The sequence below is a fragment of the Desulfuromonas acetexigens genome, from assembly GCF_900111775.1.
GTDB lineage: Bacteria > Desulfobacterota > Desulfuromonadia > Desulfuromonadales > Trichloromonadaceae > Trichloromonas > Trichloromonas acetexigens.
Genome location: NZ_FOJJ01000001.1, coordinates 151,030 through 175,013 on the forward strand (window position 1 = coordinate 151,030; position 23,984 = coordinate 175,013).

22 protein-coding genes and 1 other RNA gene are annotated in these 23,984 nt (G+C 58.0%); 17 read left to right on the forward strand and 6 right to left on the reverse strand.

Going from position 1 to position 23,984, the window contains the following annotated elements; all coding sequences use genetic code 11:
• Nucleotides 1-20 precede the first annotated feature (20 nt).
• From BQ4888_RS00680 to BQ4888_RS00715, 8 genes are all read left to right on the forward strand, one after another.
• Nucleotides 21-890: a prephenate dehydrogenase gene (locus tag BQ4888_RS00680; protein WP_092052379.1), complete on the forward strand. Its 870-nt coding sequence runs from the start codon at nt 21-23 to the stop codon at nt 888-890.
• Between the two features lie 14 nt (nt 891-904).
• On the forward strand, nt 905-2,197 hold the full coding sequence (gene aroA / locus BQ4888_RS00685) for a 3-phosphoshikimate 1-carboxyvinyltransferase (RefSeq protein ID WP_092053417.1): 1,293 nt from the start codon (nt 905-907) through the stop codon (nt 2,195-2,197).
• A 20-nt stretch (nt 2,198-2,217) separates the two neighbouring features.
• The gene (cmk, locus tag BQ4888_RS00690; protein ID WP_092052381.1) at nt 2,218-2,925 is read left to right on the forward strand and encodes a (d)CMP kinase; all 708 of its coding nucleotides are present in this window, start codon (nt 2,218-2,220) and stop codon (nt 2,923-2,925) included.
• Entirely contained in the window at nt 2,922-3,767 is an 846-nt protein-coding gene (gene ispH, locus BQ4888_RS00695) for a 4-hydroxy-3-methylbut-2-enyl diphosphate reductase (RefSeq protein ID WP_092052383.1), read from the forward strand. The genes cmk and ispH overlap by 4 nt, the downstream gene beginning before the upstream one ends.
• A 117-nt stretch (nt 3,768-3,884) precedes the next feature.
• Nucleotides 3,885-5,606, forward strand: a complete 1,722-nt coding sequence (locus BQ4888_RS00700; protein WP_092052386.1) for a 30S ribosomal protein S1 — start codon at nt 3,885-3,887, stop codon at nt 5,604-5,606.
• A 67-nt stretch (nt 5,607-5,673) separates the two neighbouring features.
• Nucleotides 5,674-6,564 (forward strand): signal peptide peptidase SppA, encoded by an 891-nt coding sequence (gene sppA, locus BQ4888_RS00705; protein WP_092052388.1) that lies wholly within the window; start codon nt 5,674-5,676, stop codon nt 6,562-6,564.
• Between the two features lie 13 nt (nt 6,565-6,577).
• Nucleotides 6,578-6,856 carry an integration host factor subunit beta gene (locus BQ4888_RS00710; RefSeq protein ID WP_092052391.1) on the forward strand — a complete coding sequence of 93 codons (279 nt, stop codon included), beginning with the start codon at nt 6,578-6,580 and terminating at the stop codon, nt 6,854-6,856.
• 34 nt (nt 6,857-6,890) lie between these two features.
• On the forward strand, nt 6,891-7,274 hold the full coding sequence (locus tag BQ4888_RS00715) for a PaaI family thioesterase (protein ID WP_205747978.1): 384 nt from the start codon (nt 6,891-6,893) through the stop codon (nt 7,272-7,274).
• A gap of 195 nt (nt 7,275-7,469) precedes the next feature.
• Here BQ4888_RS00715 and ssrS read toward each other — a convergent pair.
• Nucleotides 7,470-7,651: non-coding RNA, 6S RNA (gene ssrS / locus BQ4888_RS00720), on the reverse strand.
• A 126-nt stretch (nt 7,652-7,777) separates the two neighbouring features.
• Here ssrS and BQ4888_RS00725 point away from each other — a divergent pair.
• The 3 genes from BQ4888_RS00725 to BQ4888_RS00735 are packed head-to-tail and all read left to right on the forward strand — an operon-like array spanning nt 7,778 to nt 10,189.
• Nucleotides 7,778-8,728: an RluA family pseudouridine synthase gene (locus BQ4888_RS00725; protein ID WP_240746283.1), complete on the forward strand. Its 951-nt coding sequence runs from the start codon at nt 7,778-7,780 to the stop codon at nt 8,726-8,728.
• Between the two features lie 46 nt (nt 8,729-8,774).
• Nucleotides 8,775-9,563, forward strand: a complete 789-nt coding sequence (gene lgt / locus BQ4888_RS00730; protein ID WP_092052395.1) for a prolipoprotein diacylglyceryl transferase — start codon at nt 8,775-8,777, stop codon at nt 9,561-9,563.
• Nucleotides 9,560-10,189, forward strand: coding sequence for an HAD family hydrolase (locus BQ4888_RS00735; RefSeq protein ID WP_092052398.1), 630 nt, complete (start codon nt 9,560-9,562; stop codon nt 10,187-10,189). Before lgt ends, BQ4888_RS00735 begins: the two co-directional genes overlap by 4 nt.
• Nucleotides 10,190-10,247: 58 nt before the next feature.
• Here BQ4888_RS00735 and BQ4888_RS00740 read toward each other — a convergent pair whose 3' ends face one another.
• From BQ4888_RS00740 to BQ4888_RS00760, 5 genes are all read right to left on the reverse strand, one after another.
• Entirely contained in the window at nt 10,248-10,670 is a 423-nt protein-coding gene (locus BQ4888_RS00740) for an ATP-binding protein (protein WP_092052399.1), read from the reverse strand.
• A gap of 67 nt (nt 10,671-10,737) precedes the next feature.
• Nucleotides 10,738-11,073 carry an STAS domain-containing protein gene (locus tag BQ4888_RS00745; RefSeq protein ID WP_092052402.1) on the reverse strand — a complete coding sequence of 112 codons (336 nt, stop codon included), beginning with the start codon at nt 11,071-11,073 and terminating at the stop codon, nt 10,738-10,740.
• Nucleotides 11,074-11,201: 128 nt separating this feature from the next.
• Nucleotides 11,202-14,453, reverse strand: coding sequence for a sodium:solute symporter family transporter (locus BQ4888_RS00750; RefSeq protein ID WP_092052405.1), 3,252 nt, complete (start codon nt 14,451-14,453; stop codon nt 11,202-11,204).
• Complete coding sequence (locus BQ4888_RS00755) at nt 14,450-14,707, reverse strand: hypothetical protein (RefSeq protein ID WP_092052407.1); 258 nt, start codon at nt 14,705-14,707, stop codon at nt 14,450-14,452. The genes BQ4888_RS00750 and BQ4888_RS00755 overlap by 4 nt, the downstream gene beginning before the upstream one ends.
• 101 nt (nt 14,708-14,808) lie before the next feature.
• A complete protein-coding gene (locus BQ4888_RS00760; RefSeq protein WP_092052409.1) occupies nt 14,809-16,380 on the reverse strand; it encodes a bifunctional aminoglycoside phosphotransferase/ATP-binding protein in 1,572 nt (523 codons plus the stop codon).
• 235 nt (nt 16,381-16,615) lie between these two features.
• On the opposite strand from BQ4888_RS00760, the gene BQ4888_RS00765 reads away from it, so the two are divergent.
• The 6 genes from BQ4888_RS00765 to BQ4888_RS00790 all read left to right on the forward strand — a co-directional run bounded on the left by BQ4888_RS00765 (nt 16,616) and on the right by BQ4888_RS00790 (nt 23,970).
• The gene (locus BQ4888_RS00765) at nt 16,616-18,352 is read left to right on the forward strand and encodes a tetratricopeptide repeat protein (protein ID WP_170232755.1); all 1,737 of its coding nucleotides are present in this window, start codon (nt 16,616-16,618) and stop codon (nt 18,350-18,352) included.
• A 116-nt stretch (nt 18,353-18,468) separates the two neighbouring features.
• Nucleotides 18,469-19,263: a LolA family protein gene (locus BQ4888_RS00770; protein ID WP_170232756.1), complete on the forward strand. Its 795-nt coding sequence runs from the start codon at nt 18,469-18,471 to the stop codon at nt 19,261-19,263.
• A 74-nt stretch (nt 19,264-19,337) separates the two neighbouring features.
• A complete protein-coding gene (locus tag BQ4888_RS00775; RefSeq protein ID WP_092052416.1) occupies nt 19,338-20,948 on the forward strand; it encodes a peptide-binding protein in 1,611 nt (536 codons plus the stop codon).
• A gap of 84 nt (nt 20,949-21,032) precedes the next feature.
• On the forward strand, nt 21,033-22,007 hold the full coding sequence (locus BQ4888_RS00780; RefSeq protein WP_092052418.1) for an ABC transporter permease: 975 nt from the start codon (nt 21,033-21,035) through the stop codon (nt 22,005-22,007).
• A 29-nt stretch (nt 22,008-22,036) separates the two neighbouring features.
• Complete coding sequence (locus tag BQ4888_RS00785; RefSeq protein ID WP_092052420.1) at nt 22,037-22,789, forward strand: tyrosine-protein phosphatase; 753 nt, start codon at nt 22,037-22,039, stop codon at nt 22,787-22,789.
• Nucleotides 22,790-22,935: 146 nt separating this feature from the next.
• A complete protein-coding gene (locus BQ4888_RS00790) occupies nt 22,936-23,970 on the forward strand; it encodes an NAD-dependent epimerase (protein ID WP_092052422.1) in 1,035 nt (344 codons plus the stop codon).
• Nucleotides 23,971-23,984 lie beyond the last annotated feature (14 nt).

The following is a 23,984-nucleotide window of genomic DNA, read 5'->3' on the forward strand; positions in this document are numbered from 1 at the left end:
GACGAACGGACGGATTGCCGATGAGTACTTGTTTGGTGCCACGTTTGGCGGTGGTCGGGGTCGGCCTGATCGGCGGTTCCCTGGCTCTGGCCCTCAAGGCGGCCGGAGCGGTCGGGGAGGTGGTCGGTATCGGTCGCGGCCGGGCCAACCTCGACAAAGCCCTGGAGTTGGGGGTGATCGACCGCGCCACCCAGGATCTGGCGGAGGGGGTGCGTGATGCCGATCTGGTCTTTCTGGCCACGCCGGTCCTCTCCCTGACCGAGGTGGCGGCGACGGCCGCGGCGCACATGAAGCTGGGGGCGATCCTCACCGATGGCGGCAGCGTCAAGGGCTCGGTGGCGGCGGCGATCGAGCCGCTGTTGCCGGTCGGCATCCATTTCGTTCCCGGTCATCCCATCGCCGGCACCGAGAAGAGCGGGGCCGAGGCCGCTTTTGCCACCCTCTACCATGGCCGACGCTGCATCCTCACGCCGACGGCCCATACCGATATCGGGGCGCTCGATCTGGTGCGCCGGGTCTGGGAGATCGCCGGCAGCTCCGTGGTGCTGATGGATGTGGAAAAGCACGACCGCATTCTCGCCGCCATCAGCCATCTGCCCCACATGGTCGCCTACTCCCTGGTCAACGCCGTCGGCTCCTATGACCGTTACGAGGAGAACATCCTCGAATATTCCGCCGGCGGCTTCCGCGACTTCACCCGCATCGCTTCCTCCGACCCGACCATGTGGCGGGATATCGCCCTGACCAACCGTGACGCTCTGCTCGAGATGATGGAGCGTTGCGAGGCCTTTTTCGCCGAGTTGAAAGAGGATGTGCGCAACGGCGAGGCGGACAAACTCTACGAATTCTTCCAGCGCTCGAAGGAGTTGCGGGACGCCATAGTCAAATGACGGAGACTGCCTGCATGAACAAAATCCGAACCCTCTCCCCGGCCCGATCCCTGCGCGGGGAGATCAGCGTCCCCGGTGACAAGTCTATCTCCCATCGTTCCATCATGCTCGGCTCCCTGGCGCAAGGGACGACCCTGGTACGCGGTTTTCTTCACGGCGAAGACAATCACGCTACCCTCAAGGCCTTTCGCGCCATGGGCGTGACTATCGAAGAGCTTGCCGACGGCGATCTGCGTATCGATGGGAGGGGCCTGCACGGCCTGGCCGAGCCGGCCGATGTGCTCGACTGCGGCAACTCGGGGACGACCATCCGCCTGATGACCGGCCTGCTCTCCGGGCAAACGTTCTTTTCGGTGTTGACTGGCGACCGCTATCTGCGCAAACGGCCAATGAAACGGGTGCTTGCGCCTCTGGCGACCATGGGTGCGCAGATCTGGGGGCGGGGCGGCGGCGATCTGGCGCCGCTGGCCATCCACGGCGGAGCGCTCAAGGGGACCGAGTACGACTCGCCAATCTCCAGCGCCCAGGTCAAGTCGGCCTTGCTCCTCGCCGGGCTCTACGCCGACGGTCCGACCACGGTGTGGGAGCCGCACCTCTCCCGTGATCACAGCGAAAGGATGCTGCGCTATTTCGGCGCCGAGGTGCGACCTTTCGAAGGCGGGGTCACCGTGGCGCCCCAGCCGCAGCTGGAAGGGCGCGAGGTTGCCGTCCCCGGGGATATCTCTTCGGCGGCCTTTTTCATGGTTGCTGCGCTCATCGTCCCCGGCGCCGAGCTGCTGATCCGCAACGTCGGCGTCAACCCGACCCGCAGCGGTATCATCGACATTCTGCAAGCCATGGGCGGGTCCATTGAACTGCTTAATACGCGAGAACTCTCCGGCGAGCCGGTGGCCGATCTTCTGGTGCGGGGCAGCTCCCTCAAGGGGATCGAGATCGGCGGCGCCGTCGTCCCCCGCGCCATCGACGAGTTTCCGGTAATCAGCGTCGCCGCCTCTTTCGCCGAAGGGACGACCACCATCCGCGACGCCAAGGAGCTGCGGGTCAAGGAAACCGACCGCATCGCCGCCATGGTCGAAGAGCTGACCACCCTCGGCGGCCGGGTCGAGGCCCGCAACGATGGCATGGTCATCGATGGGGTTGAAAGTTTTAACGGCGGCGCGGTGAAATCCCACGGCGATCATCGCATCGCCATGAGCATGGCCGTTGCCGCGTTGCGCGCGCGGGCCGAAGTGAGCATCGACGATACCGCTTGTACCGCGACTTCCTTTCCTAATTTCTGGTCGTTACTCGAAAAAGTTCGAGTCTGATTTCATCTTGCGGGGGCTTCTTGAAACGTGAATTGATAGTTGCGATCGATGGTCCGTCCGGGGCTGGTAAAAGCACCTTGAGTAAGAGCCTGGCAAAAGAACTCGGCTATCACAATATCGACACGGGGGCCATGTATCGCTCAGTGGCGTTCGCCGCAAAGCGCCAAGGCATCGATCCGGCGGATGAATCGGCGCTGGGGCGACTGGCTGAAACGGTACGTATCGAATTTATCCGTCAAGGCGAGGGGGAGCGGGTGTTGCTGGATGGCGTGGATGTCTCCTCAGCGATCCGGACTCCTGATATCAGTTTGCTGACCTCAAGGATTTCCGCTTATGCCGGCGTACGCCATGCGATGGTGGAGTTGCAGCGAAAGCTTGGCGCCCAAGGCGGCGTCGTGCTCGAAGGCCGTGATATCGGCACCGTGGTCTTCCCCCAGGCCGACGTCAAATTTTTCCTCAGCGCCTCGACCACGGAAAGGGGCCGGCGCCGTTACGAGGAGTTGCGCGCCAAAGGACTTGCCGTCGAACTGGAGCAGACGGTGGCTGAAGTCGAAGCGCGGGACGCGGCGGATTGCGCCCGGGAATGCGCGCCACTGGTCCAGGCCGAGGATGCTCTGGTGATCGATTCCACCGCCATGAGCATCGATGAGGTCTTTCGGACCATGCTGCAAGAAGTGCGACGCTGTCAGCAAAAAAAGCAATCTTCCCCTCCGGAGAGTGCGGCGTGAAGATCATTCTTGGCGAAAGCGCCGGTTTTTGTTTTGGCGTGAAACGCGCCACCCATATGGCTTTTGCTGCGACCGAGGAGCATCAGGGGGAGCGCATCTGCTCTCTGGGGCCAATCATCCATTCGCCGCAACTGGTCAAGCGCCTGGAAGAGCAGGGGGTCGAGGTGGTCCGTCAGGTCGCGGATATTTCCGGCGGGGTCGTCATTATCCGCTCCCACGGCGTGACCGCCGAGGAGATGGAGGAGATTTACGCCCGGCGCTTGGCCGTGGTCGACGCCACCTGTCCCTTCGTGAAGAAAGCCCAGGAATATGCCGGAATGCTCAGCGAGCAGGGGTACACCCTGGTGCTGGTCGGCGAAAGGGAGCATCCCGAGGTCCGAGGGATCGTCTCCTATGCCCGCAACGGTGAGGTCTACGTCGTCTCCGGCCGTCGCGAGGCGGAGGAAGTGCCGGCGCGTAAAAGGATCGGTGTCGTCGCTCAGACGACCCAGTCCTATGCCAATCTGCGGGAAGTCATCGATGTCTGCCTCGGTAAAAGCCAGGAGTTGCGGGTCTACAATACGATCTGCGACGCTACCTCGGTGCGTCAGAACGAAGCCCGCGCCATTGCCGGGCAGGTCGATCTGATGCTGGTCATCGGGGGCTTCAACAGCGCCAATACGACCCGCTTGGCCCAGATCTGTCGGGACCTCCAGCCCAACACCCATCATATTGAAACGGCTAACGAAATTGAACCCGCTTGGTTCGCAGGGGTGACCTCCGTGGGGATCACTGCGGGCGCCTCAACGCCGCAGTGGATCATCGATGAGGTGGTGGAAAAAGCATCCGTCGCCGGCAAATAAAAAGACGAGAAAAGGGTTTGTTTTTTAAGAGACTTTATGTTAAGGTCCGCTCTCATGGCCAGGCGCCATGACTGTCGTCGAACGACAGGAAAATCGCTAGGGGGTAACAAATCTCACATGGTGGAAAACACGGAAAATCAAGAAGAGTACATGGACGACGATTTCGAAGGAAGCTTCGAGGATCTCTTCGAGAACAGTCTTAAGGAACTGAAGGCTGGCAATGTCGTGGTCGGAACGGTGGTTCAGGTTAACCCGGATTCAGTCGTCGTCGATGTCGGCGGCAAGTCCGAGGGGCTGATCCCCATTAACGAGTTTCTTGACGAGCAGGGACAGGTCAAGACCGACATCAAGGTTGGCGATCAGTTCGACGTGCTGATTGAACGCACCGAGAATGAAAATGGCCTGATCAGCCTCTCTAAGGAGAAGGCCGACCGCCAGAAAATCTGGAATGCTCTGGAAGAGGGTGCAGTGGTCGACGGGCGTATCTTGTCCCGGATCAAGGGTGGTCTTTCCGTCGATATCGGCGTGAATGCTTTCCTTCCCGGTTCCCAGGTTGATCTTCGTCCGGTCCGCAACCTCGACAAGATGCTGGGCGAGACCTATAGCTTCAAGATTATCAAGCTCAACAAGCGGCGGGGGAACATTGTCCTGTCTCGCCGGGTGCTTCTTGAAGAGCAGCGCGAAAACATGCGCGGCGATACCCTGAAGATGCTCGAAGAGGGTCAAGTGGTCGAGGGTACGGTCAAGAACCTCACCGATTACGGCGCCTTCATCGACCTCGGCGGCATCGATGGCCTGCTTCATATTACCGACATGTCCTGGGGGCGTGTGACCCATCCCTCGGATATCCTCAATGTCGGCGACAAGATCAATGTCAAGGTCCTCAAGTTCGACCGTGACAAGGAGCGTGTTTCCCTCGGTCTTAAACAGATCGCGCCCGATCCTTGGCTGGATGTGGAAGCCAAGTTCCCCGTTGGTCAGAAGGTGACCGGCAAGGTTGTCAGCCTGACCGATTACGGTGCTTTCGTCGAACTGGAAGAGGGTGTCGAAGGTCTGATCCATGTTTCGGAAATGAGCTGGACCAAGCGCATCAAGCATCCCAATAAGGTTCTGAACATCGGTGACGAAGTCGAATCGGTGGTGCTGGCTCTTGATATTCCCAACCGTCGGATTTCCCTCGGCCTCAAGCAGGTCGAGCCGAATCCCTGGGAAGTTGTCGGGGAGAAATTCCCGATCGGTACCATCATTGAAGGTCAGGTCAAGAACATCACTGATTTCGGCATCTTTGTCGGCGTCGATGAAGGAATTGACGGCCTGGTGCATATTTCCGATCTTTCCTGGACCAAGCGGGTTAAACATCCTTCCGAAATTTACAAGAAGGGGGATGTGGTTCGCGCCGTCGTACTGAATATCGACCGCGAAAACGAGCGTTTTTCCCTGGGCGTCAAGCAGTTGATGTCCGATCCCTGGGAGAGCATTCCCGTTCGTTACACTCCCGGCACGATCATTCGTGGCCAGGTGACCTCGGTGACCGATTTCGGTATCTTCCTTGAGGTCGAGGAAGGAATCGAAGGTTTGATTCATGTTTCCGAGATCAGCAAGGAGAAGATCGACTCGCCGAAGAACTTCGCCAAGGTGGGCGAGGATCTCGAAGCGGTGGTCCTGCATGTCGATACGGTTGAACGTAAGATCGCCCTGTCCATCAAGCATCTCGCCGATCAGAAGGAAAAGGCCGAAGTCGACGCCTTCCTCGGCGCGCAGCGCAATGCCACTTCCAACTTTGGGGATCTCCTTCAGGGGGCCCTGCACAAAGCCGGTGGTGAAAAAGACGGGGAATAATTTTTTCTGAGTCAGAACCAGCCCCCGCAGCAACTGTTGCGGGGGTTTTCTTTTCTTGGGTTGGGACATGAATAAAAGACCGTTACTCATGGGATTTGCAGTGATTGGCGGCCTTTTTGTCGGCTGCTGGCTGATGATTTATCTGCTGAGCGGCTGGTTGGGGTCACGGCCGTCTTTCGCCGTCGGTGCTAAAGTTGGCGTGATCGAGATCAGCGGGGTGATCACCTCTTCTCGCCTGATCAATGAACGTATTGTCCGGTTCAAGGAAGATGATTCGATCAAGGCGGTCGTTCTGCGGGTCGAATCGCCCGGTGGCGGTGTCGGCCCTTCCCAGGAAATCTACAGCGAAGTGAAGAAGTTGGCCAAGGTCAAGCCGGTCGTGGTTTCGATGGGTGCGGTCGCGGCTTCAGGCGGATACTACGTGGCCGCCCCTGCCGCGAAGATTCTTGCCAATCCCGGAACGATCACCGGCAGCATCGGCGTCATCATGGAATTCACCAATATTCGTGAATTGCTCGATAAAATCGGCCTGAGTAATCATGTGGTAAAGAGCGGCGAGCACAAGGATCTTGGTTCGCCGATCCGTCCTATGACCCAAGCTGAACGCAAACTGATCCAGACCATGATCGATGACGTACACAGCCAGTTTGTTCAGGCCGTGGCCGAAGGTCGCCGTCTCGATCTGAAAAAGGTCGAGCTTCTTGCCGACGGGCGCATTTATACCGGTGCGCAGGCGTTGGCCGAAGGACTGGTCGATCGTCTTGGCAATCTGCAGGATGCGGTCGATGTTGCTGCGGAACTCGCGGGGATCGATGAAAAACCCCGCGTGGTTTATCCACCAAAAGAAAAGGCGCCGTTTATCGAGTATTTCGTCGAGGAGACGATTACCCGGGTGCGTCAACAAATTCATGAACAGGCGTCCGGAGGGTTGAAGTTTCTCTGGTCCGGTATCGAATAGGAGAGTTTATTTTATGACCAAAAGCGAGTTGATCGAGCGCTTAACCACGGTCAGTGGTACGGTTAACAAGAGAGAGGCCGAGTTGATCGTTAATACCATTTTCGACAGCATTGGCGATGCCCTGGTTGGCGGCGACCGGGTTGAAATTCGAGGGTTTGGGTCCTTCACTGTGCGTGAACGGGATGCCCGCGAGGCTAGAAATCCCAAAAGCGGTGAAATCGTTCGCATTCCGAATAAAAAGACCCCTTTCTTCAAGACCGGGAAGGAATTGCGCGAACGGGTCAATCGCTAAAATAAGCTCTGCCCCCTTTTCGGAGGTTGCCATGATCAAATCGCGAACTCATCTCCTTGTTTCCCCTGAATGGGTCGGGCAAACGGTTGCCTTGGCTGAAGGGAAAGCGGAGGTGCGGTTGACGACTCGACCGGAAATGGTCGCCGATGATCGTGGCCTGGTGCATGGCGGCTTTACCTTTGGCTTGGCCGATTATGCGGCGATGCTGGCGGTCAACGATCCTCATGTGGTGTTGGGGGCGGCGGAGGTCCGGTTTCTCGCGCCGGTGACTTTTGGCGAAACTTTGCTGGCGCGTGCGGAAATTGTCGAAGGTTCGGGTAAGAAGCGTATCGTTAAATGTACGGTCAGTACCGATCGCCTTGTTTTTGAAGGGATCTTTTCGTGTTTTGTCCTGACCGGGCATGTCCTTGACGGTTGACAGTTTCTTTTGGCCCTTAAACAATGACGCCCCGTCCGGTTTGGACGGGGCGTCATTGTTCAAGCTTTTGGCATGGCGACGAAGGGACTCTACTCAATGATCCGGTCTTGTTCCCCGAGGGTGGAGCGCGGAATCATCTTTCAGGATCGTCTTCACCATTTGCCCGAGGATTTCGGGTTCCACGCCAGATTCATGACAGGCTCCGGGGTGGCGACGATGTTTTAAAGTTTCAACCTGATACTTAAGGGCGGTTTCCTGAAAGCCGCTTCAGGCGTCCCGTTGCTTGACGGGCTTGCTCACCGCGACTTTGACCGAAAACCTTTTTTGCTAATGTTGGTCAATGCCTTAAAACGTCGTTTCGCGCACCCCAGAGATCGACACGAGTCGTATCGACCAATTGTGAGTCCATACTAACATGAACTCATTTCGTGTCAACGAAAAATTATCAAACGTTTTTCTGCTTGTTCTTATCCTTATTCATTTCCCTTAATGTGATTTCTTCCATGACCATGTCCCGGGACACTTTTCAGCAGAAAGTCTATCGTTATTTGCCTTCCGCCAAGGATGAGGGTTTGCGCCTTGATCAGTATCTAGCATCCTGTTCAGATGCCTTCTCCAGAACCTTGGTGCGTAAGCTGGTCGATCTTGGGGGCGTACATGTGGGGGGGCGACGGACCCGTAAATGCGCTCATGCCATTCGTGCCGGCGAGATGGTGGAGGTGCATGTGGATGGCCGTTCCCTTGAGCCCTTCGTACTGACCGACGAGCATGTGCTTTACCGCGACCCTTTCCTGATTGCCGTGAACAAGCCGGCGGGGGTAGAAACCCAGCCAACACCGGCCCGTTATCGGGGAACCCTGTATGAAGCGCTGCTTCATTATCTGCATAACCCGTTTCGCCCCAGGGACAAGCCCGAACTCGGCATGGCACAGCGGCTCGATCGGGAGACCTCGGGCGTGCTGCTCTTCTCCATCCACCGGCGCGCCCATGCCGGACTGACGCAAGCCATTGCCGGACGTTCGGCGACAAAAATCTATCTTGCTTTGGTTTCGGGGGCTATGCCCAACCCTTCTGGGGAGTTTCGCTCGCTGCTGGCGCGCAATCGCGCCTCAAACCTCATGCGTTCCGTTGCTAAGGGGGGGAAAGAAGCGATCACCCGCTATCGGGTGCTGCAAGAATGGGGCGCGGTATCACTTCTGGAAATTGAGCTGCTGACCGGACGTTCCCACCAGATCCGCGCCCATCTTTCCGAGGCGGGGCATCCCCTTTTGGGGGATGTTCGTTACGGCGGCCCCGTGGCGGTGGCGGGACTTGATATTCCGAGACAGATGCTTCATTCTTGGCGACTGACCCTCGACCATCCCGTGGAACAGCGCAAGCTTACGCTTGAGGCCCCCCTTCCGGCGGACTTTCAGTACCTTGTCGATCGGCTTGAGGCCGGAGCGCCCGTCTAGCCCTTGCCGGTCTTTCCCTTCGCAAAACCCTCTCAAAGGATTGAGCATGCACGGCGTATTCCCCCAGATCGATCCGGTCATTTTTCAAATCGGCCCCTTGGCGGTCCGTTGGTACGGGTTGATGTATCTGCTCGGTTTTGTCGGCGCCTATTTCGTGATTCGCCATCTCGCCCACAGGCGGGAGCTGGAGCTGTCCTCGGATCAACTCTCCGATCTCCTTTTTTACGGGGTCATCGGCGTGATCCTTGGCGGTCGTCTCGGTTATACGCTCTTCTATAATTTCGCTTATTACATCCGCCATCCCCTGGAAATTTTTGCTGTCTGGGAAGGGGGGATGAGTTTTCACGGGGGCCTGCTTGGGGTGGTTGTCGCCGCCCTTATTTTCTGCCGCCGTCGGCGCCTGCCGGCGCTTCTGGTGGGGGATATCCTGGTGACAGCCGCGCCCGTCGGTCTCGGTCTTGGTCGGGTCGGCAACTTCATCAACGGGGAATTATGGGGGCGCGTCACCGACCATCCCTGGGGGATGGTCTTCCCCGGTGCCGGTCCTGACGCCCGTCACCCCAGTCAGCTCTACGAAGCGGTGGGGGAAGGCCCCCTTCTTTTCCTGCTGCTCTATGTCCTGCATCGTTTGAAGGTGCCCCAGGGTGCGATTTTTTTCAGTTTCTTCCTTGGTTACGGTGCGATTCGTTTCGTTCTTGAATTTTTCCGTCAACCCGATGCCCATCTCGGATTCCTCTGGGGAGGGGCGACCATGGGCCAACTACTCTGTCTACCAATGATGCTCGTGGGGGCGGTCGGTTTGGTCGTGGTTCTGCAAAAGAAAGGGCGTCAATGATGGGTTTCAAGGGGATTATCTACGATTGCGACGGGGTTCTTTTCGAAAGTCGGCAGGCCAATCTCGCCTATTACAACCGGGTTCAGGAATATTTTGGGGAGCCGCCGGTTCGTCCCGAGGAGAGGGAACGTGCTCATCTCTGCCATACAGCCGCCAGCCCCAAGGTTTTCGAGATTCTTCTGGGTCCCGATCGGGTTGCGGAAGCGCTGGAATTCGCTGCGACGGTCGACTATCGCCAATTCATCCCCTATATGGAGCCTGAGCCGGGGATGGTTGATGCCCTCGCGACCCTGTCGCGGCGCCTGCCGTTGGCGGTGGCTACCAACCGGGGCACCAGCATGCCGGAAATTTTGCGCCATTTTGAGCTCAGTGATTATTTCACTGCGGTTGTGACGAGTCGCGATGTGCCGAAGCCAAAACCCCATCCGGATATGTTGTTGCTGGCTGCGGAGCGTTTGCGGCAAAAACCGGAGGAACTGCTCTTTATCGGGGATTCGGAACTGGATCGCGAAGCCGCCGCCGCTGCGGGCATTCCCTTCGCTTCCTACAGGGGGAAACTTGGGGCCGATATCGAGGTGCGGCATCACGCCGAGGTGGTAAGTCTGGTCTTTGGCTGGGAGGGGTAGGATAGAAGCCTAAATGCGAACAGGCTCAGGCCGATGTCTCGTGCGGTTCCGGGCCGATTCAGTTCAGAGTTTTTTGCATCTCCAGCACATTGCCGTGGGCATGCTTTTCGTAGGTGACCCGATCCATCAGGGTGCGAATGATATAAATCCCTCGGCCGTGCTCTTCCAGGTTTTTAAAATCAGGAGTGGGCAGGGAGTTGACGTCGAATCCCTGCCCCTGGTCGTAAACCTTGATGTTGAGAACACGATCAGCGAAGGTAATGGAGATGTGAACTTCTTTATCGGGATCTCCTTCGTTGGCATGGCAGATGGCATTGGCCATGGCTTCGGTCAGCACCAAGTTGAGGTGATAAGCCAACTCTTCGCGGTCCCCTTGATATTTTTTCAGAGTGCGGGCAATATCCTCGCCGATCTTTCCGATCAGGCCCAGGTAGCGGGTCTGGTTGGGAACCTTGATGTCCACCTCGATTTTTTCGTTCATGAAAACCTCGATATGCGGCGTGTAAGGCCCCCAGGAGCCGGATGACCCTTAGGGGGCTGGCCTCGATTCAGAAACTGGCCAGGGCTTCGGCCGTGTCGGGGAAGATTTCAAACACGCGGTGCAGGCGAGTCAGTTCGAACATGGATTTGACCTGGGATTGCAGTCCGCACAGTTTGAGGTTGCCGTTGCGGGCGCTGGCATTTTTGAAGCCCGAGACCAACGCGCCCAGTCCTGAGGAGTCGACGAAACGCACATCGTGCAATGCGACCACGATCTCATTTTTCCCTTCCTCGAAGAGGCTTAGCATCTGGCTCTTCAATTCGCCGCTGTTGTGGGCATCCAGGCGTTCTTCCTTGACTTCGATCAGAACGACCGATCCTTTTTCCTCGATATTCAGCATCATTTTCTATTGCCCTCCTGGTTTCTGGATAAGATCTTCTTCCGGTATCGATCCGTTACGCCTGTTTGCGCTTATCCCCCCTGAATTGTTACAGGATATTTTGTTTATCCTAGCATAACCGACACCAGGTGTCATGCCTCTGTTTGGGTTGTTTTTTGCTCCGGGCTGGACGAGACGGACTTCATGACGACCAGGGAAACGTCATCGGTGAAATTCTGCATGCCGGTGTATTCTCGAACCTGTTCCAGCAAGGAGTCGATGATCTTTTGCGGAGATTCCGGTTGCAGTTCATGCAGGAGCCGGCATAGGCGGTCATCGCCGAAGAGCTCTCCTTCCGCATTTTCCGCTTCGATGATGCCGTCGGTATAGAGCAAGAGCATATCGCCAGGGCTTAAAAACTCGGTTTTCTCTTCGAATTTTACATCGGTTTTAATGCCAAGGATCAGCCCTTCGGCGTCCAACCGCTCACAGGCCTGACTCCCTTGGCGCAACACGATGGGGGGATTGTGACCGGCGCTGGCATAGGTGAAGCGGCCGCTGTCGATATCGTACTTCAGATAGAACATGGTGATGAAGAGTTCGGCCCCGGTCAGATCCTGGTAAAAAAATTCATTCAGGGCGCTCATTACACCGGCCGCGCTGGCGAGATTTTTGGCCTTGGCCTGAATGAAGGTGCGGGTTTCCGCCATCATCAACGCGGCGCCGATATTGTGTCCCGAGACATCGGCGATGACCAGATCGAGGGTGCCGTCGCCGTGATGAAGGAAGTCGTAATAGTCGCCACCGACCTGCCGTGCCGGCACGCAGATGCCGGCCAGTTGCAGGCCCGGAATGTCGGGAACGGTGCGGGGCAGCAGGCTGAGCTGGATGGTTTTGGCGATCTGGAGTTCCCGTTCATGTTCCTTGGCGGCGATGAGCTTCTCGGTTTGGTGTGCGTTGCGCCAGGCTACGCCGACCTGACCGGCGAGGCTTTTGAAAAGCTCGATGAATTCGTTGGTGAAAATACCCTTCGCCGATTTGCTGAAGGCGGAGAGGACGCCGATTGGTTGCCCCTCGATGACGATCGGGCCATGGGCGAAGGAGAGGATATCCTCGCGGTGAATGATTTGTGCGGTCTGGGGCTTATCGAGGAAGTCCGTATCGTTGACGACGGTAACCTGGTTAGTGAGGAAGGTTTCGCCGATATAGGTGTCCGTGGACAGTTCTCGGTCGGCGGCGCCGAGATGCTCGGAGCTCATTCCCCGCTGGCTGCGCACGGTGAGGATGTTGCGCTGTGGATCCAGGATGCGGATGACGCACAGGTCAAATTTAAACTGCTGCTGCATCAGGTCGAGAATGTTATCGAATATGGCCTGGATGTCGGCACCGCTGGCCACGACCCGGGCCGCTTCGTAAAGTACGCTTAGCTGTTCGCGGCTGGCGGTGCGGCTGAGGGTGACCGTGCCGAAGATATCGAAGACATCCTCCATGCGACTGCCGCGGGTTTCCAGATAATTTTCGATGATGATGCGCGCTGGGGCAGCGCCGACGGAGCCGGCCAGGGTCCGTTCGGTAAAGCGCTTCAGATTGGGGATTTCGTATTCGGAAAGACTGCCTTTTTCGTCGATTTCCCGATCTCCTACATATTCGGTGATGGCCGCATGCGCCTGTTTTTCGCCGATGAATTTGGACATCAAATCGACAAATTCGATGATCGTCGGGGCCTTGCTGATCCGTTTCCGCTGCGTCGGCTCCGCCACCGGTTGCAGGGCGTCGACAAACTTGCCGGCCTGCTCTATTTCTCGGGCATCGGGGTGGCCAAAGAGAGAAAAAATCAGAAACGCGCCGAGGTTGAAGAACATGGTCCAGAAGAGGGCATGGCTCCAGATGTCGAAACTGGTCAGCCCGAAGAGTTCCAGGGGGCGCAGCAGGGTGATCCCGAAGAGTCCCTGGTCGATGATTTTCTGACCGATCCAGCCCGACTGGGCAAAGGAGGGGACCATCAGGGTGTAGAACCAGACAATGAAGCCGAGGGTCAAGCCCCAGATGGCGCCGCGGCGGGTGGCCCGCTTCCAATAGAGTCCGCCGATCATGGCTGGCGCGAACTGGGTAGCGCCGACAAAAGAGATCAGCCCCATGTTGACTAGGGCGGAAGAGTCGGCGATGACCAGGTAGAAGGCGTAGCCGAGAAAAATGACGCTGAGGATGCCGAAGCGTTTAACGTTGATGAGCAGGGTCGAGAGATCCTGGGTATTGATTTTCAGCCGTAAAATGATCGGCATGACCAGGTGGTTGAGGATCATGGTCGAAAGGGCGACGGAGGAAACCATGACCATGCCGGCAGCGGCGGAGAAGCCGCCGATGAAGACCAGCAGCGAAAGCCAGGGATGGCCGGCCTTGTGGGGGATGTCGATGACGAAGTAATCAGCCTGGGTGATATCGCCGCCGCTAAGCAGCAGTCCGCCGAGGGCGATGGGGATGACGAAGAGATTCATCAGGAACATGTAGGCGGGGAATCGCCACATGGCGCTTTTGATGTGATCTTCGCTGGAGTTTTCGATCACCATGATGTGAAACTGCCGGGGCAGGAACATGAAGGCCATCATCGAAATGAAGGTCATCGTGAACCATTCGGAATAGGGCACCGCGTCGTGCCCTAGCGTGTAGAGGTAGCTGCGTTCGGGAAATTCGGCGTTGAAACGTTCAAAAATATCGGCGAAACCATCGAACATGCCGTAGGTCACGAAAAGGCCGACACTGAAGAAGGCGACCAACTTGACCAGGGATTCGAGGGCGATGGCGGCCACCATTCCTTCGTGGCGTTCCGTGGCGTCAAGGTGGCGGGCGCCAAAAAGGACGCCGAACAGTCCGAGGAAGAGGGCGACGACGAAGGCGGTGTCGATAAACGGCGGAACCCCTGGAAGGAGTGCCTGAATATGGTGACTCAGGTCGATTTGCGGTGCGGCGAGCAGATCGAACGTGCGGGAGACCGCTTTGAGCTGCAGGGCGATGTAGGGCATGATGGCGAGGACCGTGAAAACGGTCACCACGGCCCCAAGCGCGGGAGATTTTCCGTACCGGCTGGAGAGGAAGTCGGCGATGCTGACGATGTTGTGTTCCTTGCTGATGCGCACCATCTTGCGCAGCAGGAAACACCAACTGAAGGCGATCAGGGTCGGACCGATGTAGACCGGCAGAAAGTCGAGGCCGCTGGTGGCAGCCCGACCGACGCTGCCGTAAAAGGTCCAGGACGTCAGATAGACGGAGAGGGAAAGGGCGTAGATGTTGGCATTGGAAATAATGCTGCGTCCCTCTTCGCGCCGCTTGTCCGCATAATAGGCAACGGCGAAAAGCAATCCGAAATAGAGGAGGGAGATGATCGTGATGATCTCAACAGGGATCATTCGTCGCCGCTTCCTCCCGCAGTTTCCGGAGGTCCTTTGGTCAGGTTGGAGACGCGACGGGTAAAGAGGTAGATCACCAGGATGGAGAGGGGCCAGCCGAGAAGAAAATAGAGCACCAGCAGGGGGATGCCGAAGAGGGTAATATCTTTATTGAAAATATGAATAAAGGGGTAATTGATCATGATGATGCCGAGGATGAAAAAAATCACCCAGGCTTCCTTGAACTGGCTCGATGACGATTGGCCCCCGGTCATGGCGCACTCCTGCGGGGGCGGGGTCACGGCTTGCCGTCTATCGGATGTCGGCGCATTTTTGCCAGAGCCTTCGGCGTTCGGAGGAGGGGAGGGCTCCCTCGTCATGGTTGCTCCTTCAAAAATTCAGGGTTTGCCAGATGGCAGATGATTCGCTGCACATTATAGGCAACTTCATCCCTGGTGTCGACCGGCAAGACGCGGCTTTCCCCGCAAGGTGGCTGAAAAATCCTTTTTTGCGCCGCCAGTAACTCCGGTCGCCCGTCGGAGGCATCGCCGCGTCGCTGCCGCAGGCGTTCCAGCAGGAGTTCGTCGGGACAGTTCAACCAGAGGATGGCCAATGGCCGCTGCTGGCGTCGGGCCAAGTCGCGGAAATCGTCCCGTCGGCCTTTCTCCGCAAAGGAGGCATCGACAATGACCGTGCGCCCGGCGGCGAGATGGAGCTCGGCGCGGTCGGCCAGGGCGCGGTAGGTCCGCTCCGTCGCCTCCCGGTGGTAAAGGCCTTCGCCGAAGGCTGACAGGTCCCGGCTGGAAGGGGAAAGTCCGGCCAGTTCCTTGCGCAGTTCGTCGCTGCGCAAATGGATGGCGCCCAGGGCCGTCGCCAGTTCGGCGGCCAGCACCGATTTCCCCGTACCCATCAGGCCACAGGTGAGAATCAGGCTGGGGCGACGACAAAGATAACCGAGGGCGAGACTGAAATAGCGACGGCCTCGAGCGAGGGCGTCGGTTCGCGTAGCGGCGTCGGCCTCCGGATCTTGCGCCAGAAAACCGAGCACCTTGCCGCGCACCCAGGCGCGATAGCTTTTATAGAAGCGGAGCAGTCGCGGCGCATCGAGATCCGTCCCCCAGGTTTCATCGTAGGCTTGCAGTACCCCTGCCGAAAGATCCCTGCGCCCGCGATAGTCCAGATCCATGAGCAGGAAAGCCAGGTCAGCAAGGCGGTCGGCAAGGCGAAACCGCTCGTTGAATTCGATACAGTCGTAGATGCGGATGGGATCAGTCAGGCAGATATGTTCCGCGTGGAGATCGCCATGGCCGTCGATGACCTGCCCCGTAGACTGGCGTTTCCGCAGCAGCGGCGCCTGTTCCGTAAGAAAATGTTCGACCTCCTCTCGCATCCGGTTCTGGGCGTCGGCGGTGAGCAGGTTCTCGACGAGCGGCGCGCTTTGACGCAGGTTCTCGTCCCAGTTCCGGCGAGTCCGCTCCAGGTCGGCATTTTCATCGCCGCCGACGGGGGGTTGAGTGCGGTGCCAATAGGCCAGATGTCGCCCCAGGCGCTCCATCTCCCCGGGCAGGGTAGGGTCCGCTGCCGTCAGCAGGTTAGAGAGCATGCGCCCTTCGGGAAGGCGTTTCATACGCAGCAGATAATCGATGATTTCTCCGGAACCGGCCCCCAAGTGAAAAGAATCGCCGTCCTGTCGGATTTCGAGAACATCCAGGTAAGTGTCCGAACAGAGACGCTGATTGAGGCGTAGCTCTTCGTTGCAATAAAAATGGCGTTTCTCCAGGGTGGTGAAGTCGAGAAACTGGAAATTCACCGGTTTTTTCAGTTTATAGACGTGGTCGTGAGTTAAATAGAGGCGCGAAATGTGAGTTTCATGAAATTCTACCGGACCGGCTTCGCCAGGGTAAAAAGTGCTTTTCAGCATGGCTTGATGCAATGCAGGATGCTCCATGAAGTCTCCAGGGAGGAAATGCTTCGTCAACGGTCATAAGTGTGACTTGTAAGATGTTGAATTTACGTAAAAGATATCAGCATTGACAGGATTGTAAAGGCAGCGTTTGGGACGGTAAAAGAATTGACGCTGATTTGCGGTTATGCTAGTTTCCAAAGCATTGGATGAAGTCGCCGACTTCTTCGCAAAAACAGTTTATTTTCATGTGTTTTCCTTCTGTCACGGATACCCGCCCTTGATTGTTTTTCGCGCCCTGCCCCGATTCGTTCTAACGTTTTCGCTGCTCATCATTCTTTTTGCCGCTTGCGCCTGTTCCGGTTCGGTTCTCCCCGAAACCCTGGCGGATGCTGAAACGACGCCGGCGAAGACGAAGCCGATAGTGGTCGATCGCACCGACGGCGCGGCCGGGGCGCTCTACATTGAGGCCCGGTTGCGTGCCTTGGAGGGCGACTCCAAGGGTGCCTTGGAGCTGCTGCAAAAAGCTATTCGTCTCGATCCTCACGACGCTTATCTGCGTTTGTCTCTGGCTGATCAATACCTGCTACAAGGAGATACGGAAAAGGCCTTACGTGCCGCCGAGGATGCGGTCATCCAAGAGCCGCGTTTTGCCGAGGCCCATTTCATGCTCGGCAATCTTTTCTTTCATGCCGATGACAATGAGCGCGCCATTCAATCCTTTCAGCGGGTTGTGGAACTGGCGCCGGATCATGAGGAAGCCCCTTTATTGCTGGCTGTGGCTTATGCCAGAAACGACGATCTGGAACAGTCGGTGGCGGCCCTCAAGACCTATTTACAGAACCATCCCGAATCGGTGCGCGGTTCGGTGACTCTGGCACGCCTCTATCAGGAGATGGAGCTGACCGGCTGGGCGATCGATATCTACCTGAAACTCCTTGAACAGGACCCGGATAACGAACTTGCCTATTTCGAACTGGGCGGTCTCTACGAGCAGGAAGGGGACTCGGGCAAGGCCCTGGACATCTATCGCGCACTTCTTGCCCGCGATTCGGGAAACATGTCCATGCGCCATCATCTGGCGCGGTTTTTCATCGTGCGCCAGGAATACGACGCCGCTCGGCGGGAACTGGATGAAATTCTGCGCCTCCGTCCCGATGATCTGGAGGCGCGGCGCAAGATCGGCCTGATCCATCTGGAGACGGAGAATTGGCCCGCGGCGATCGAAAGCTTCGAGGAGATGCTTCGCCAGCGTCCCGATCTGCATCAGGCGCGGTTTTATCTCGGCAGCGCCCTGGAACGTGCTGAACGCTATCCTGATGCCCTGCAGGAGTTTTCGAAGATCCCGGAAAGTTCGGATTTTTTTGACGAGGCCATGGCCCATCGCGGCTATCTTCTGCACCGACAGGGGCGGTCGGAAGAGGCGATCGCCATCATCGAAAAGATCCTTGGTAAGGAGGGGAGGCGCCCAGAACTCTTCACCTTTTTGGCTGCCTTGTACGAAGAACAACAGGATATACCGCAGGCGCTCAAGGCTTTGGAACGGGGGTTACGGATCTTTCCCGATGACGGCGGTCTGCTCTATCACCAGGGGGTGATTCATGAGCGCAGCAAGAATCGCGACCAGGCCATCGCGGCCATGCGCCAGGTGATCGAGACCGATCCCGAACATGCCGAAGCGCTGAATTTTCTCGCCTATATCTACGCGGAAGAGGGCATCCACCTCGAAGAGGCGCTCGATCTGGCGAGTCGGGCTCTTGAACTGAAGCCGGAAGGGCATATCATCGACACCCTGGGCTGGGTCTATTTCAAGCTTGGTCGTTACGCGGAGGCCCGGGTCGAGCTGGAGCGGGCCGCTCTCCTGATGCCCGACGACCCGGTGGTTCAGGAGCATCTGGGGGATGTCTATCGGGCGCTGAAATCATTGGAGAAGGCCCGTCGCGCTTATCTCCGGGTGTTGGAACTCGATCCTGATAATGCCTCGGTTGCTGAAAAACTCGAAGGACTCTCCCCTTGACCGGTCGGCAAATAACGCCTATTTCCGGTGCTTTTCCCATTTTTACCCCTGCAATCCCAGTCTCCCACCGGATCCGTAATCTGGTGGAGACCCCATCTAAGGATCGGTCCCTCTCGTTGAAAATAATCGCGAAGTTCTTTCTGCTGCTCATTGTTGCTCTGGCCTTGACCCTCACCGGCTGCGTACCCGCGACCCTTGCGCCTTCCCGCGCCCCCCTTTCTGCCGGGCAGGAAGATCGCTTGTGGGAACGGGTCCGCGACAACGGTCAGCAGTACCAGTCCCTGCGCGGTTTGGCCAAGGTCCAGGTTTCCCGGCAAGGGAAGAACGCCGGCGTCAATCAGGTACTGGTGGTGGAGAAGCCCGACCGCTTTCGCGCCGAAACCCTCAACCCTTTCGGTTTCGGTTCCCCTTTGCTGCTCATGGCGACAGACGGCCGGGAACTGGCGGTGATGGTGCCGGGGGAAGGGCAGATGTTCCGGGGGGAGGCGACTTCCCTCAACTTGCAGCGCTTCACCCAGGTCCCCCTTTATCTGGAGGATCTGGTTCAGTTTATTCTCTATCAGGTTCCGCTTATTCCCCACGATGATCGCCGGGCTTATCGGATCGCCGACGGCCGTATGCAGCTGGAGCTGCGCGACGGCGATCGGCGGCAGGAAATCTATTTCAACGATGGGGAACAGCTGCTGGAAACCTCCTATTACGAGGGAGAGGAGTTGACCCTGAGGGTGCGTTACGATAATTTCACCCCGGAAGAGAAGCCTTTTCCCCACTCCGCTTCTCTGGAAATGCCCGGCCGGCAGGCTCGGGCTTCCCTGGTTTTTTCCGAGCTGGAAACCAACGTTTCACCGGACGCGGCTCTCTTTCTGCTCGATACGCCTCCCGGTTACGAGGAAATCCCGATACCTGAATAGCTTCCCCTGGGGTTGGTTCCGGATGTCGTTCATCGGGCCGAGTCCGCTCCGGGAACGGTTCAATGTGGAGACTTATGCGTTTACTCTTTCTTGTCTGTCTGCTGCTTTTTGCCGGTTGCCGGAACCAGGACCCCCTGCTTCTTGACGGGGAGGCCCCGAGCGTTCCCACTTACGGGGATACCTTTATCGAGGCGTCCATCGGCGAGCCGAGCAATCTGCTGCCGGTGCTGGCTTCCGACTCGGCATCGTCGGACATCAGCGCCCTGGTCTATAACGGCCTCATTCGTTACGACAAGAACCTCAACCTCCAAGGGGAACTGGCCGAATTCTGGGAGATTTCCGAGGACAACCTGACCATCACCTTTCATCTACGGAAAAACGTTCTCTGGCACGATGGCGCGCCCTTTACCTCGGCGGACGTCCTTTATACCTATCAGCTCTACACCGACCCGAAAACCCCCACCGCCTACGCCGAATCCTATCGCCAGGTGGCCCGGGCCGAGGCGCCCGATCCCCATATTTTCAAAGTGACCTACGACAAGCCCTATGCCCCGGCTTTGGCCAGTTGGGGGGTGTCGATCCTTCCTAAACATCTGCTGGAAGGAACGGAGATCACCAAGAGCCCGCTGTCCCGCAAGCCCATCGGCACCGGCCCGTACCGCTTTGTCGATTGGAAATCGGGGGAGTCCCTGGTGCTGGAGGCCAATCCCGATTATTTCGAGGGGGCACCCTATATCCGCCGGGTGCTCTACCGCGTCATTCCCGATCTCTCCACCCAGTTTCTCGAACTGCAGTCGGGCGGGCTCGATTTCATGGGGCTGACGCCCATTCAGTACCAGACCCAGACCGACACGTTGGCCTTCAAGCGGCGTTTCAACAAATATCGTTATCTCGCTTTCGGCTACAGCTATCTCGGCTACAATCTCAAGCGCCCGCTCTTTCAGGATAAGCGGGTGCGTCAGGCCATCGCCCACGCCATCGACAAGCAGGAACTCATCGACGGGGTGCTGCTCGGGCTGGGGCAGGCGGCGACCGGACCGTACAAGCCGGATACCTGGGTCTACAACCCCGATGTGAAGCGCTACCCCCACGACCCCGCCCGGGCGCGGGAGCTGCTGGCCGAGGTCGGTTGGCGCGACAGCGACGGCGACGGGGTGCTCGATCGGGAAGGACGGAAGTTTTCTTTCACCATTGTCACCAACCAGGGGAACGATCTGCGGGTGAAGAGTGCCGAAATCATTCAGCGCCGTCTGCAGGAGATCGGTATCGAGGTCAAGATCCGGGTCATCGAATGGGCTTCTTTCCTCAAAGAATTCATCAACCCCGGTAATTTCGACGTCACCATCCTCGGTTGGACCGGAGGGCCGGAGCCGGACCAGTACAATATCTGGCATTCGAGCAAGACCGGCCCGCGAGAGCTCAACTTTATCGGCTTCAACAACGCCGTGGTGGATGACCTGCTGGAGCGCGGTCGGCGGACCTTCGACCAAGCCGAGCGTAAAGTCATTTACGACCGCTTTCAGGCAGTGCTCGCCGAGGAACAGCCTTACACTTTCCTCTATGTTTCCGACGCCCTGCCGGTGGTGGCGCGCCGTTTCCGCGGGGTGGAGCCGTCTCCCGCCGGCATCCGCCACAACTTCATCGAATGGTATGTACCGGAGGCGGAACAGAAATACCTGAAATGAGAAGTGACTTGAGGGAAATATGCTAAACTTCCAATTTGATTCGACTATTTCCGTCACTCTCGCTGTTGGGGAGGGCGTTTCGGCATGATCCGTTATCTCTTGCGCCGACTGCTGCTGATGATTCCTTTGCTCATCGGCATCACCCTGATCTCCTTTGTCGTCATCCATCTGGCGCCGGGGGAGCCGACCGATCTGCAGACTCAGATGAACCCCCAGGCGAGCGCCGAACTGCAGGAACGTCTGCGCGCCCAGTACGGACTCGACCAGCCTTTGCCCGTCCAGTACGGTCGCTGGCTGTCGCGCTTGGTTCGCCTCGATTTCGGCGAATCCTTCGCTCAGGATAACCGCCCAGTGCTGGGGAAAATCCTCGAACGGTTGCCTATCACCATTTTCATCAACGTCCTCTCCATCACCGCGATTCTGGCGACGGCGATTCCCATCGGGATCCTTTCCGCGACCCGGCGCAACTCCTTCTTCGATCGGGCGACGACTATCTTTGTCTTCATCGGCTTCGCTACGCCCTCCTTCTGGCTGGCGTTGCTGCTCATGGACCAGCTCGGGGTGCGTCTTGGGCTCTTTCCCGTCGTCGGCCTTAAATCCCTCGGTTACGATTATCTGAGCTGGGGGGGCAAGCTGCTCGACATGGCCCATCATCTGGTGCTGCCCGTGCTGGTTTCGGCCTTCGGCGGCCTGGCCGGATTTTCCCGCTACATGCGCTCGAACATGCTTGAAGTGATCCGCCAGGACTACATTCTCACCGCCCGGGCCAAGGGGCTGTCGGAGCGGGCGGTGATTTACCGCCACGCCCTGCGCAACGCCCTGTTGCCGGTAATCACCATCCTCGGCCTCTCCGTTCCCGGGCTGATCGGCGGCAGCGTTATTTTTGAGACGATTTTTGCCATTCCCGGCATGGGTAAGCTTTTTTACGATGGGGTGATGATGCGCGACTATCCCCTGATCATGGGGATTCTGGTCATCGGCGCGGTGCTGACTCTGATCGGCAATCTGCTCGCCGATCTTGGCTACGCCCTGGCCGACCCCCGTATCCGCAAGGCCTGATGGGGGTTTTCCCCGCAGCGAGGATTGTCTTGATCGACTGTCACTGCCATCTGCTCCCCGGGATCGACGACGGACCGCAAACCCTGGAGGAAGCCCTGTCCATGGCTCGGATCCTTGAGGGGGTTGGGTTCGCTGAGGTGCACTGCACCCCCCATTGCATCCACGGCCTCTATGAAAACAGCCCGGCCATCGTCGGCGCGCGGCTCGCGGAACTGCAAGGGTTTCTGATGCAAGAAGGCCTCCGCCTGCGCCTCAAGCCGGGGATGGAATATTATCTCGACAGCCATTTCCCCGCCAGCCTTGAGAATCCCCAGACGCTGGGCGATAGTCGCCTGCTGCTGGTCGAGGCGCCGACCTGGGCCGAGGCCGGGATGGTGCTGGAAAATCTACGAAACGTGGTGGCGTGGGGGTATGTTCCGTTGCTGGCCCATCCCGAGCGCTGGAGTCTGCTGGCGGCGCCGGGGCAGGGCAGAGGGGCGGGCTCCCTGATGGCCAGGCTGCTGCGGGGGGGCAAGGGCTCCCCATCCCTGGAACTTTTGGGCGAACTGCAACGCCTGGGCTGTCTTTTCCAGGGCAACCTGGGAAGTTTCGCCGGCCGCTATGGCAAGATCGTGGAGAAGCGGGCCTGGGCTTTTTTGCGCGCCGGGCTTTACAGCTGTCTCGGCAGCGATTCCCACCCCCGGCCCGGGCTGGAGGAAATGATCGATACGGGTCTCCGTCGGCTCCATGAGCGCTCGGATCGGGCCGAAGAACTTCTTTCTGCCTCGCGTTTATTGTCTTAACATGCAGATTCTAAAAAGGAATCACCAGAGAGAACACCGAGGACACAGAGTGAAGGCAAGGAATTGTTGTCTCTGTGACTTCTGAGGCTCTGTGGTGTTGATTTCCTGTTTTTTTCGTTTTTCATTCAATTCGAAGGATGGGTCCCATGCATTCTCCCAACACGCCGCAACCGGCGAAAATTCTGGTCACCGGTGCCGCCGGTTTTATCGGTTTCCATCTCTGTCAACGACTGCTCGCCCGGGGCGACCAGGTGGTTGGCCTGGACAATCTCAACGACTATTACGACATTTCCCTCAAGCAGGCGCGCCTCAAGCAGCTTGAAGGGCAAGCCGGTTTCCGCTTCGTTCGACTCGATCTCGCCGACCGCGCCGGTATCGCAGCGCTCTTTGCCGCCGAAGGTTTCGACAAGGTCGTCAACCTAGCCGCTCAGGCCGGAGTGCGTTATTCCCTGGAGAACCCCCATGCCTACGTCGACAGCAATCTCGTCGGCTTCATCAACATTCTCGAAGGCTGCCGCCATCATGCCGTCAAGCATCTGGTCTACGCCTCGTCTTCCTCGGTCTACGGCGCCAATACGCGCATGCCCTTTTCCGTCCATCATAACGTCGACCATCCCCTCTCCCTCTACGCGGCGACCAAGAAGGCCAACGAGCTGATGGCCCACACCTATGCCCATCTCTACGGGTTGCCCTGTACCGGCTTGCGTTTCTTCACCGTCTACGGCCCCTGGGGTCGGCCCGACATGGCCCTCTTCCTTTTCACCAAGGCGATTCTCGAAGGGCGGCCCATCGACGTCTACAATTACGGCAAGATGCGCCGGGATTTCACCTTTGTCGACGACATCGTCGAAGGGGTGATCCGGGTCACCGACCGTATCGCTCCGGCCAATCCCAACTGGAACGGCGACCAACCTGATCCCGGGACCAGCGCTGCTCCTTACCGTCTCTACAATATCGGCAACAACAATCCGGTGGAATTGATGGATCTCATCGGAACCCTGGAAAAGGCTTTGGGCAAAAAGGCCGAGAAGAACCTGCTGCCGATCCAGCCCGGGGATGTGCCCGCGACTTACGCCGATGTCGAGGCCCTCACCGCCGACGTCGGCTTCAAACCGGCCACCCCCATCGAAGTCGGGGTCGGGCGCTTTGTTACCTGGTACCGGAACTACTATCAGGTATGACCGTCGGCTTTTTC